This window comes from Pseudomonas sp. GW821-FHT02B10 (genome assembly GCF_059421865.1).
Genome location: NZ_JBWKVU010000018.1, coordinates 118,027 through 131,324, shown reverse-complemented (window position 1 = coordinate 131,324; position 13,298 = coordinate 118,027). Strand labels below are relative to the sequence as shown.

General features: G+C 67.6%; 1 protein-coding gene and 1 pseudogene. Both read right to left on the bottom strand.

The window, feature by feature from the left end:
- Positions 1–286 (bottom strand): annotated as a pseudogene (locus AC07VU_RS28595) (ShlB/FhaC/HecB family hemolysin secretion/activation protein); the annotation flags it as partial.
- Between the two features lie 248 nt (positions 287–534).
- Complete coding sequence (locus tag AC07VU_RS28590) at positions 535–13,197, bottom strand: filamentous hemagglutinin family protein (protein WP_495030912.1); 12,663 nt, start codon at positions 13,195–13,197, stop codon at positions 535–537.
- Positions 13,198–13,298 lie beyond the last annotated feature (101 nt).

The following is a 13,298-nucleotide window of genomic DNA, read 5'->3' as shown; positions in this document are numbered from 1 at the left end:
GGCGCGCCTGCTCGGCGGCGGACAGGCTGTCGGCGCCCTTGAGCTCGATGTCCTTGATCGGGAAACAGCGGGTGTCGACAGGCGCGCTCGGCGCCGTGGGGGCGGCCTCTTTACCGGGCAGGTCCTTGAGTTCTTCCAGGCGCCGGCGCTGCTCTTCGAGCAGGCGGTCCTGGCGTTCGCGGATCAGGTCGGTGTCACCGGGGGTGGGAGCGGCATGAACGAGGTGCAGTGGAGTCAGGCACAGCAAAGCCAGGCACAACCTCCCCGCGAGGGCGGGAGAGTACATGTTCGGTCCCTCGAGACAGCTGATATCAAAATAGTGGCGCGATGTTAATTTGCCATTATTTTGCCGTCAATCATCCGCCGGGCCGGCCGATAGGCTCCGGTCTTCTCCATGGATGCGGGCAGAAAATGGCAAACCCGCGGACTAGAGCCTTCGCCTAGGTTTCAAGGGGTGATGGGCACCTGTGTGGCAGCTCTGCAAAAAAAAGGGGCGATCAATGATCGCCCCCAAGCGTGTTGCCACGAGAGAACCTATAAGGTCAGTTGCCGCTGCTCCTCCTCGGTCAACTGCTGACGCGCCTGATCGCTCAGCGGCCCGGCGCCCAGCACTTGCACCGGGCTGTCCGGGTTGTAGCTGGGGTTGGCCCGGCTGGCGCCATCCTGGGTCGGCGCCAGGCGTTCCTGGCCGAAACTCAGCACCTGCACGCTAAACACCGACGGCATATTCTGCCGCGCCGCCGCCTGTTGCTGGCGCGCCACATCCTCGGCGGCCTGGGTCGCCGAAGACGCCGCCGAACTGGCCGACGTCAGGGCCCCGGTATTGACCGACGCCACCACCGGTATCCCCGAGGACTTGCCCTGGGTCTGGATGTTTGCCGCGTTGACCACCTGCAAGGCCGCGATGTTGACGTTGCCCGAGACCCGAATCCCAGCCTCGCCGGCGTCGATGGTGCCCAAGGGCGCGATCAGGTCGATATCCCCCGGCGGCACTTCGGCAATCGGGTTCAGCGTGGCGATACCGGCCCCGGTGCTCGGCACCGACGGCGACAGGGTCACGTTGCCCCAGTTGTCGTACACACGCCTTGGCGGGGTGTAGACCACGGTGGTTTTCGAGCCACGCCCAGCGTTGATATCGCCTTCGGCCGACCAGCCGAGGATCGAACCGCCGAAGGTGGTCATGATCCGGCTCTGGCCCAGCAGGATGCTGCCCAGGGAGTACAGCTGGATATTGCCCTGGCCCTGGGTGATGACCCCCGCCGTGGACGGCGGCGCCTCGCCCTCGATGCCAAACACCTGCTGCCCGCCCGGAGTCAGCATCTGGATATCGCCACCGACATTGGTGTGCACCCCGGCGCCGCCATACAGGGTGATATTGCCCTGGTAGACAATCGGGTTGCCGGCCACATCGGTGTCCGGGAACAACGCGGCAATGGCGTTGCGCCCGCGCAGGTAGCTGCCCTGGCGCGGACCGTCGACCTGGTTGTACTCCAGACCGCCGGCGCGCAGCTCGGCAAAATACACCTGGCGCGCGAACACTCCCTGCTCCACCGCCGGCAAGCCGGCGAAGTAGGCCCGGGCCTGCTCGTCGCTGCCGCTGAAGCCATAGCGCAGCTTCAGCCAGCTGGCCAGTTCCGTTTCGTAGGTCTTGGCCACCTTGCCCGGTTGCGCGGCCAGGGAAGCGCTGTCGCTGGCCAGGTTGGCCGGGTCCAGGTAGCGCGCGGCAAAGGCCGTGTAGTTCGGCCCACTGGCCCCGGCCCCCGCCTGCAGGACGATGCTCGCCCCCGGTCGGTTGTCGCCTGGTACCAGGGCGCCGAGGCTGGTGATCGACGCCTTGTCTTCCATGCGGATATCGCGCCCGGCGTTGATTTGCAGCAGGCCGGGCCCCGCGACATTGAAGCTGCTATAGAGGATGTCGCGCCCGGCCGAGACCAGGGAAATATCCAGCGGATCGTTGTGCACGAACAGGTTGCCGCTGCTCGCCCCCACGCCCAGCAAAGGCACAATGGTTGTCGCCTGCCCCAACTGGGTGCCGCTGTTGACGATATCCCGACCGGCCAGCATCCAGACCGGCGCGGCCGCGTCGTACCAGGTCCGGCCCGGGCGCGAGCCGGAAGCGTTGAAGTTCAGTTGCTCGCCCGAGCGTATGCCCACCAGGTCGCCGGCCATGGCATAGAAGCGCGCCGGCTCACGTCGGCCGCCGAAGGTGGTCAGGGTGTCGCCGCCAAAGGCGAAGAGCGGGAAGCCACCCATGCCTTGCGTGGAAGACAGGCCATCGGGGCTGAGATTGCTCACCAGCAGGCGCTCGCCACCGCCCTGCTCGCGCCCTTCGAAGGCCGGCATGAACGGCGTCGGCAGCAGGCGGCTGTCGGCCCCGGACTGGTTGAGCGCATAACCACCAGCGAAGATCGAGCCGCCGGCCAGCATCTGCAACTGACCGTTGGGCGAAGGTGCCAGTACCAGGGAATAAGGCGAGTTTTTCTGGTCACCGGTATAGAGCGCCGAAGAGCCGTAGTACAGGTTGCCGCCCGGGGCGACAGCCCGCAGGATCGAGGGATAGATAAAGCGCCCATCGGTCGGCGAGGTATCGAGTTGGACCCGTGGCGCGTTTTGACCCCGAGTCAATTCACCAGCCTGGGTCGAAGGTGTCAGGTTGCCCCCCGCCGCGAACAAGTCAATGGCGGTATGCTCGGTCCAGAGCGAAAACCAGCTGCTACCGCCGCCCAGGTAGGCTGTGCCGTCCAGGCTGAACGCCGACGTATTGTGCTGCCGCGTACGGCCCGGGTCGACCGCACCGCCCAGCACCAGGTCGCCACGGGTGGCGAGGCTGACCGTGGCATCGCCGGGAATGATCACCAGGCCGCCGGTGGCACTGGCCACCGAGGCCGAATACGGATCAAAGGCTCGCACTTCGCGGGCGTCCTGGTTGAAGCTGGAGCGGCCAAAATTCTGCTGGATGCCGCCCATGGCCCCGGCATTGGCCTGCACATGGCCCCGCAGGTTGATCAGGGCGCCGTTCAAGTCATGGTTCTGCCCCTGCGCGGCCCCACTCTGAACACTGGACGCCCGGGCATCCAGGGAAGGATTGAGGCCGCCACCGATATTCAGCTTGAGGTCGCCGCCCCCGGTCAGGGTCAGGCTGCCATCGGCAGCCACCCGCCCGGTGCTGCCCACCGCCAGGATCAGCGCCTCGCTGCGCGGCGAGCCCAGAGCCGTACGGTTGCCACGGCGTAACAGAGTGCCGGCATCGGCGCCGACCCGCACCTCGAGATTGCCGCCGCCCAAGGTGCCGACCCCGGTAAAGCCGGTGACCTGAGGCATGGGCGTGCCTACGGACGGGGTGACATAGGTACCGAAGTTGATCCACCAGGCGGTCGGAACGGCCTGGTCCACCGCCGCCGAGCCAGTGCCCTGGCGCCATAGCCAGTCGCCTACGCCGACACTCGACAGCGCAGGGCTGGCTCCGAACTCGCCGAAGGTACTGCCCAAGGCATCGCCACGCAGGCTGCCCGCCGTCGACAGCAACAGGTTGCCGCCCTGCTCCGGGTACCAGGCCTGGTAGAGGCTATCGCCCGCCACCAGTTTTTCGTAGGCCGCCACCTGCTCGTCGAAACCGGCTTTGTAGTTGGCGTCTCTGTACAGAGCGAGGTTGTCTTTGTCGTAACCACCCAGCACCGTGCCTGTGCGGCCCACGCCGCGGGTTGCCGCATAACCTGCGCCCAAGGTCTGGGACTGGGTGCCGGCGGTGTAGACGCCGAAGACCGATTGCATGCTCAGATCGCCACCGGCGATCAGGTCCAAATCGCCTGTGCCAGTGCGCAACACACTGAAGATCGGCGCCATGGCGCGCATCGCGATCACTTCTCCAGGCTTATCGGGTTCGCCCGGCTCACCGGGCTTGAAGACGCACAGTCCCGGTGCCCAATCGCAGGTTCCATTATTGAGATCATCCTGTGACAACGGCTGGCCCACCACGCCGCCCAACCAGTTCCAGTCCGGACTTTCCACTTCAGGCCCCCAGACCCAGCTATCGACGTTGGGTTTGAAGGTGCAGAGTCCCGGTGCCCAGTCGCAGGTTCCGTTATCCAGGTCACCCTGCGACAGCGGCTCACCCACCACGACGCCCAGCCAGTTCCAGTCCGGACTGTCCACTTCAGGCCCCCAGACCCAATTGCCCGACGGCTTGCCAGGAACGATCTCGCGGTCCCTGAACAGCGAGTAATGGGTATCGGCCAGGATCAACTGCCCATCGACCACCCGGGGCTTGACGCTGCGGGTGTCGGCCGCCGTGGTATCGGCGCCGCTGACCAGGCGCAGCGACCAGGATTGCGAGCCCTCGGGCAGCAACCCGGCGATCGCCCAGTTGCGCCCCTGGCTTTCGCCATCGGCCGGGCGCAGGGCCACCGACAAGGCACCATTGGGCAGTTTGACATCGGTCTGGGACGGGATCAGCGCGCCCGCTTTCAGCGCCAGGTCGCCATTAAGGGCATAAGTGTCCTGCTGGCCAGTACTCGGATCGAGGGTCGCCGGCAGCGCCACGCCCTTGGGCCAGAGCATGGCCTGCAAGGCGGTACGCGTGGTCAACAGGGTCCCGGCGCCGAGCCGGGTGCCCTCGGGCAGGGTCACCGCCTGTTCCAGCAAGGTACCGGCGGCGTACAGCAGGTTGCCGTCGGCGGCGCGCACGTCAGCGCGCACGACGCTGCCAGCATCCAGGGTCAGCGCTTGCGCCAGGCGGCCCTCGGTGGGCAGCACCACGCCACTGGCGAAGGTGGTGGCCTTGATCGGCAAGTCGTAGTTGAGGGTCTTGCCACCCAGGAACAGCGTGCCATCGGCCAGGGTCACGCCCAGCCCCGGTACCACCAGCTCGCCGCCGAACGGCTGCATGCCGGGCAGCAATACCCAGCCGGCGTCGTCCGGGGTGGCGGGCGGCGGGGTAAAGCCATCGGTGACGCTGCCACGCACTTCGAGGTTGCCGGCGGCGCGGATCGCCAGGCTGCCGGTCTCGCCGGAACCGTAGACCGCGGTCCTGGCGAAGTGCGGATTGAGGCTGGCATAGCGGTAGCCGGACAGGTCCAGGTCGCCCTGGATCACCACGTCCCGCTCGCTGCTGATCTGCACCCCGGGGCGCAAGTGCAGGGCATCGCCATAACCGCCGGCGGTCAGGCCGGCCAGCTTGCCGTCGAGCAACGCGGTGTTGGCCAGCGCCGCGTCGATGAAGGCCGTGCTCTGGTCGTGCTTGCGGTTCATGTAGGCCTGGTCGATCACCCGGTACGGCCTGCCGCTGGCGGCGTCGCTGCCGTCCTTGAGCAAGGCATCGCTGTCGCTGTCGTCATAACGCCAGATGCCATTGACCGCGATCGACTTGGCCCCGCTGATCTGCTGGCGGCCGCTGGCATCGATATCGATATCGCCGCCACTGACCCCGCCCAGCCGAGGCGCATTGAGCTCCAGGGTGCCTCGGGCCTGGCCGTCATGCTGCCCGGGCTGGCTGCCCGGGGCCGCGGAGGTGCCGTGGCGCAGGTCGATGCGGCTGCCCTCGGCCAGCACCAGCCGGCCCTCGCCCGACGTCAGTTCGACCACCGCGCGGTTCGGTGCATCGATGATCTTGCCGTAGCTGTCGACCCGCAGTTGCGTGCCATGGGCATCGAGCAACGCCGCATCGCCCAGGGTCAGGCCGTTGCGTGCCGCCAGGCGGATGCTGCCGACCTGCTCGCCGCTGGCATCCACGGTGCCGAGCACCGCCAGGTGACCATTGTCCAGGGACAGGTTGATCTCCCCCGCCTTGAGTTCGTTGCCCAGTTGCAGGTCGCCCTGTTTGAGCTGGAAGCTGCGCGAACCATAGACCTGGCCTTCGTTGAGGCGTTGGTTGAGGGCCGCGAAATCGCCCACGCCCTGGGCACGGATATCCACCCCGCCAGCCTTGTACGGCACCTGTGTGCCGCCGGCATCGTAATGACCGGAGCTGCCGCCGAGGATCGCCCCCAAAAGCGCTACCTGGCCGGCCCCCGGGTCCAGGGCGATGGCGCTCAGGGTCCCGGCCTTGTTGTTCTGCGCCGACAGGTCGATCCGCGAGCCGGCGGCCTGGCGGATATCGCCGCCGCGGCTTTCCAGGATCACGTCGCCGCCCCAGCTGTACTTGTTCAGGTCATTGAAGGGCACGGTGCGCCCGGCCAGGTCCAGCTGGGCATTGCCCGCCAGCAGCAGGTCGCGCTCGGCCAGCAGGCTCAGCTTGCCGCTGGGCAGCACCACCGCGGTGTCCAGGCTGATGCTGCGCCCCTGCAGCGCCAGCTCTCCGCCCAAGGTGTTGATCGGCCCCGGCACGGCGCCGCCACCGGAAATACGGATATCGCCGCCGGCCTTGATCCGGTTCACCGAGCCTGCTTCGCCCGTCAGCAACGGGGTGACGATATTCAGGTCGCCGCCGCTGTAGCTGTAGCCCTTGCCGCTCTCGTAGGCCCCCTGGCTCTGGTAGACCGCCAGGCTGCCCTTGTGGTTGGCGGTCAGGCGCTGGCTGGCGCTCAGGTCGACCGTGGCAAAACCCAGGGCCAGGCGATCGAAGGAGGCCAGGCTGTCGGGCTGCGATTGCGGGCCGTAGCCGAACTCGATGCGCTCAGCGGCCAGCTCCAGGCGGCCGCTGCCGGTACCGGCGCCCTGGTTGATCACCGTGCCTGGCAGCCCGGCCGTGCCGTTCCAGATCAGGTTGGCGGTGCGAATGCTGGCCACGTCCTCGGCGCCGCCATGACCGTAGATCGCCGGGGTGCCCAGGATCAGATGGCTCAAGCTGGATTCGCCGGTGACCGGGTCCAGGGTGCTCAACTGCGTCGAGCCATAGAAGTTCAGCGAATCCCGGGCATTCAGGGTCAGGGTTTCCAACGCCGGCGCGCCGCGCTCGCGGTCACCGCGCAACAGCCGATCGAGCACCTGCTGGTTGAGGGTCAGACCGGATGCCAAAGTATTACCCGCGGCGGCTTCGGCCAGGCTCTGGCTGCTGCCGACATTGACCCCACCCACCGCCAGGGTCAGGTTGCGGGTGCCGTAACGCACCTCGTCCCCCAGTTCGAACAGATTATCGGTGGCCGCGGCCAGGGTGCCTTCGGAATACAACTGGGTCACGCCGCTGCAGCTGCCAGCACAGCTGCCGATGCGAATGCTGCCCGGGCCCGCCACCTGGCCGTTCTGCGCCGGGGTTGGCGGCAGCAGGTCGAGCCAGCCATTGGACACCGCCAACAGGCTGGTCCTGCCGGGGTCGTAGATAAAGCCATCGCGGGAATCGTAGGCACTGGCGCCCTGCCCCAGGGTATCGATCCCGGCGCCCTGCTCCACCACGATGCCGCCATTGGTCCGGCCACTGAGGAGCATCACTTCGGGTGCCGACAGCAGGGCCCCCGAGCGCAAGGTCAGGTCGGCCAGGTTGGAGCTGAAGGCGATGTAATTGCCGCCCTGGCCATACTGGCGGGTACCGGTCCCGCCGATCCGCAGGCTGGCCGCGCCTAGGGCATTGAGCTGCGCCACATCGATCGAGGTACCGCTAAAGCCCGCGCTCGGGCCGCCCGAGACGATCTCCATTTGTGAGTTTTGGCCCAGTACGTTGGCAACGGTGCCGTAGCCCCCCTCGTCCGGACTGAAGCGACCGGTGCCGGCATAGGTGAAGGACGGTTGCCTGGTCTGGTTCTGCAGCAAACTCAGGGTCAGGCCCTTGGCGTCCGCGGTCAGGGCGGCGCGGGGAATGCCCAGGCGCGCCGCGTCGTTGACGAGGAATTGAGCCAGGGAAGTTTCGTTGTATTGGGAATAGCGGCGCAGCACATCGGCCGAGGTCAGGATCACCTGGCGCGACAGGTTGTCCTGGATGGCGGTGCCGAGCACCGACAAGCGCCCCGAGGTACTCCAGGAACCATTGGCCATGGCCAGGCCCGGTTGCTGGCCAGCCAGGCCGGCGCCGCCGTTGAGCTCGACCCGGAACGCCCCCGGCAACAGCGCATAGGTCGCCGGCAACAGGGTATAGACCCCCGGTGCCAGTCCCGGCACTCCGGCCTCCAGGGTGATCTGCTGGCCGATCACCGGGTCCAGGGCGCCGCTCTGCCCAGCGCCAGGGGCATAACCTGCCTGGTTGCCGGGCACGATGGCGTAGACCGGATTGCTGGCCAGCCCCGGCAGGCTGAAGCGACCGTCGGCGCCGATCTGCACCAAGGGGTTGAAACGGGCATCGGTGGAACCGCCACGCCCGGAGACAAAGCCCGCGCCGGTCAGTTCGCCACCGCCCGACAGGTCCACCACGGCACCGCTCTGGACATCGACCGACTGCCCCAACATCGTCAGGGTCAGCCAGTCGGAACCCAGGAAGGGATCGAGTATGCTTTCGCCCAGCGGCTTGCCGTCCTGGGTCCAGGTCTGGCCGTCCACCGTACCGCCAAAGGGCATGACCAGCCCCGCCGCGCTCAGGGAGGTCAGGCTGCCGGGCAGCAGGCGCACGGTCGAGGTGTTGTCTTGCGCGCCGCCGTTGAAGCCCAGCACCAGGCTGCCCTGGGGCGCGCGAACCACCCCGCCCTGGTCGATGCTCTGGGCGGACAGCAGCAGGCTGCCATAGGCCGAATAGGGCACGCCGGGGTCCTGGGCGCTGCTGCGGCCGATGCTCAGGTGGCGGGCGCGGACCTCGGCACGGGCCAGGGTCTCCGGGTAGAGCTGCGCCACCGTCAGGTTCAGGTCGCCCGGGGTATTCAGGCGGGTGACGGAGATACTGCCAGTGGGGCGCAGCATGCGCATGTCCCCGGCGCTGTGCACATCCATCGTGGCGAAGCCGCGCTGGTCCAACTGCAACTGGCCACTAAGCAGGGTGATGTCGCCATGGGCACCGAGGTTGACCTCATCGCGGATATCCAGCAATTGGCTGACCACGGCCAACTGCGCCTGGGTCGCCTGAGTCGAACTGCCACCGCGTACCACAGGTACCGTCACACTGTTGCTAAGGACACCGAGCTGGGCGACACCCGCCAGCCGCACATAAGGCGCACTGAGCCTGACCCGGGTATCGGCCGCCGCGCCTTGAGCCAGGCCCAAGGAAGCCGAATACAGCTGCAGGCTCTGGCCCAGGGCCAGATCGACATCGCCGTCGAAACTGATCTGGCCGTTGCTCAGCAGGACCAAGCTGCCAAAGCTACCGGCGTTGACCTGCTCCACGCTGAGATGGCCCTGTCCATAGGCCAACGGCCCCGAGGTTGTGCCATCGAGGGCTTGGCGACGCTGGCTGAGCAACAGCTCCCGCGGTACCAGGGGCATATCGCTGTCCAACCAGTTGCGATCATAGGACCCAGTCTCCAGAGCCACCGCCAGGCTGCCGCCCGCCGCCCCCTGGCCACCGGCGGCGGCGCGTAGGTCGCCGTCCAGATACAGGCCATTGATCGAGCTGAGACTGATACTGCCGCCATTGCTGGCCAGGGTCATCGGACCGGTACCCTTGATGTCCAGGGCAGCCTGGGCACCGGAGGCCTCGAGGCGCGAACCGGCCTTGAGCTGCACGAACAGATCCGGCGCCGCCGCGCGGCCAGTGGCCATATCCAGGGCGCCACCAATGACGATGCTGCCACCGTCACCGACCTTGCCGTAGCGCCGGCCCTGGGCATCCAGGGCACTGACCACATAGCCGGAAACATCCACCAGGGCATTGTGCCCCAGCAGGATCGAGCGCTGATGAGTACTGATCAGCGGCTCGCTTTCCAACCGCAGCGGTTGTACCGCACCGATCGAGACCTTGCCGCCATGGGCGATCAAGTGGCCATCGACGCTGATCTGGCCGATCCCGCGCAAGGCAATGGACTGGCCATTGTCCACCCGCACGGAGGCGCCCTGTCCGATGTCCAGAGCGACGCTGGCGATATCGGCAGCACTGGAATCGAGTCCCCCGGCCTGCAGGGTCAGGCTGGCACCAGCGCGCTGGCTCAAGCGGCCCTTGGCCGGGTCCTCCTGATAGGGCTCCGGCAGCCATAGCTGCAGGGCGCTGGCGGTCGGCTCGCCGGTGGCGACACTGGCCGTCCCGGCGGCCTGGACATAGACCGGTACCCGCACATCCACCTGGGCGCCCTCGGCGACTTTCAGCCCCTGGTTGCCGGTGATGTCGTAGGCGCCGAAGCCCTTGCCGAAAAAGTCGCTACCCAGGACCAGGGTCGCGGCGTCGGGCGCCGTTTCACCCCCGATCTGCACCTTGCCCGCTTGCAGGCTCAGGGTGCCGCCGCCGGTTACCCCATAGCCCTTGAGTTGACCAGCCAGGGTCAGGACGCCATTGCCGACGGTGGTGCCAGCATTGGCCGCCAAGGTCAGGTCGCCGCCCTTGCCGCCACGCAGGCTACCGCTCACCAGCAGCGCCGCGCCGCTGCTGACATCCACCTGGCTGCCGGCGGCCAGGGTCAAGTCGCCACGGCTGCGCAGGGACACACTGCCGCCGTTGATGAAGGCCAAGCCACTGTTGTCCTGCGGCGCCAGCAACAGGTTGCTCCACAGCCCGCTGGTGTCCAGGCGCGCACCCTCGCTCAGTACCAGGCTGGCCAGGGGGCCGCTGGTCGAACCGATCAGTGTGTCCTCCAAGGCTAATCCTGGCGTGGCCTTCTGCAGCAGTACATTGCCCAGGGCAATGCGCCCTCCATGGCTGGTCAGCCCGGCATTGACCCGTACCTGCGGACCATGCAGGGCGATCTCCCCCGCCGACCCGACCTGCAGGTCGCCGTCTACCGTCACGCTCTCATAGGCGGCGATCCGCACCGCGCCCAGGGCAAAGCCGTTGAGTTGCTCGGTATCCAGGCGCAGTTGCCCCTGGCGCTCGCCCAGGGCCGAGTCCAGCTCGATGGCCAGGGCCTCGGCGACCTGCCCCGGGGCGAGGATCACTTGCTTGAGGGTCCTGTCGCTGGCCTGCAGGCCACTTTGCAGGGTACCGCTGTCGCTCTGCCAGAACGGTCGGTAGTCGCCGACAATCAACTGGGCGCCACGGGCCACGGCATTCTGCGTCTGGTCGTAACCGTCGAGCCCGGCCTGGGCGGCCTGGGTCTGGCGTTCGCCCTGGTAGGTGGCGCCGAGCAACTGCCCTTCGAGCACCGCGCTGCCGGTGCCGACCACCAGCTTGCCGGCATCGCGGCCAACGCTATAGCCATCTTCGTAGCGCTGCTGCGGCGCGATCAGCGGGCTGTAGTAGTAATCGGTCTGGCCCCAGCGCGGGCTGTTGTCCTCATAACCCTTGTAGATACCGCTGTAGAGGATGTCGCCCGGCGCCCGGGACAACTCGTAGAGGCGCCCGTCCGCCCCCTTGAGCCAGGTCTGGCGCACCAGGCCGCCCTGGACATCGAGGGTACCGCCGGACAGGTTGATGCTCGAACCGGCCTGGGTCACCACGTCGCGTCCGGTAAATGTCACGCTGCCGCCCTGGGCCATCCACTCGCCCACCCCGTGGGCCTGGGTCCCCAGGTAGCCGCCCACTTCCAGCAGGCCGCCGCCGGTGTACCAGCGGTCCGTGGCGTAGCCGTTGGTCCCGGCCGGCACATAGACCAGTTCGCGCACATCGACCCACACATCATTGTTGTTCAGGCTGCCTTGGTCGCGGTTGCCGGCGGCATCGCGCTGCTCGTTGCCCTGGATATTGACCTTGACGCTGTTGGCCTCCATGGCCACCTTGACCTCGACCGCACCCGCCACATCGATCACCGCGCCGTCGCGCACCAGGCTGCGCTGGCCAGCGCTGACCGCCACCTGGCCACCGGTGGCCAGGGTGCTGGAGCCGGACTGGAAGTCCACGGTGCCGCCGCTGACGATCTCCACCCGCGACTGGTCGGTACGGTCGACCACGCGGCTGAGGTTGTCGAAGGCACCACTGATGTTATTACCAAGGCCGCCCATCCCGGCCAAGCCAGCTGCGCGCTGGCTGTCCAGGGCGGTGCCACTGGCGGCGTCCAGCAGGATCGCCGTGTGGCTGCCCTGGCCCAGGGTCACGCTGGAACTGCTGTCGCTGGCCGAATTGAGCAGGTGCACGGTGCCGCGGCTGTCCACCGAGGTAGTGGCCAGGACCAGGCCATTCTGCTGCACCTGGTGGCCGGTCAGGGTGATATCGCCGGTGGCAGCCTGGATCAGGCCGTTGTTGCTGACCTTGCCGGCCTGGCTGCCGGCCTTGCGGGTGCTGGCCACCTCGTTGCCGCGGGTGGTCGAGGTGCTATTGCCGGCGGTGCCGGCGCCCTTGCGGATATAGAAGCTGTCACCGGCGGCCAGGGTCGCCTGGCCCTTGGGCGTGACCAGGCTGCCGGCGTTGTCCACCTCGCTGCCCAGCAGCAGGACATAACCGCCGGACTCGGTGGACACGCCCGGCGCCCGGGTCTGGATCAGCGCGCCTTGTTGCACCTGGACCTTGCCGGCGGCGTCGGTGAAGGTCGGCTGCGAGCCGCTGCTGTCGACATACAGCCCGCGCTCGCGGAACTGGCTGTCGCTGATGGTCGCGGCGGCGGCCACCAGGTTGCGGGTATCGACCTGGCTGCTGCCGCTGAAAATCACCCCGTTGCGGTTGACCAGCATCACCGTGCCGGCCGCCTTGATCTGGCCCTGGATCTCGCTCGGCCGCGCCTGCGGGTCGTTGACCCGGTTGAGCACCGCCCAGTCGGCCTGCTGCTGGAAGTCCACCGTGGTGTTGCGCCCGACGTTGAAGGTTTCCCAATTGAGAATGGCCTTGTCCGCGGTCTGGCCGATGCTCACCGTGGTCTTGCCGTCGGCCTGGGTCTGCACCGGGTTGCTGGCATTGGTCCAGCCTTTGGTCAGGGCATTCTCGTCGACCTTGAGCCCGCCCTCGCCCAGTCCGTCGGGAATGCTCGAGGCCGCCACCAGGGCCGAACGCCGCCCAGCTGCCTGGGCCGCCTGCTGCGCGGCGATGGCCGCCACCGTGTTATTGACGTTGCTCAAGGACTGCTGCAACTGCTGGTTGGCCTTCAACTGCTGGGCCAGGGGCGGCGGCGAACCAGGCTTGGGCAGGCTCCCCGCGACACCGCCGACACCCGCCGCCTGCTGCGCCGCGCCCTTGCTGGCGAACCAAGCAGCGCTGAACGCCGTCTCGGCCTGGGCACTGCCCGCCACCAGCAACAGGGCAATGGCATGGGCCAGGGGATTGAGACGCAGGACAGGCAACGCCTCGCAGCGGCTTGCGGACTTCAGAACAGGGGTGGGCTTACCGAGGCGCATCGCTCATATCCTTTTACACAGTCGCGAAATAGGTCGGCGGCCCGCCCGCTGTCACGGACGGAGCGCTCAGGTAATAGGCGGTTGGCGCCGGCCGGCACCGA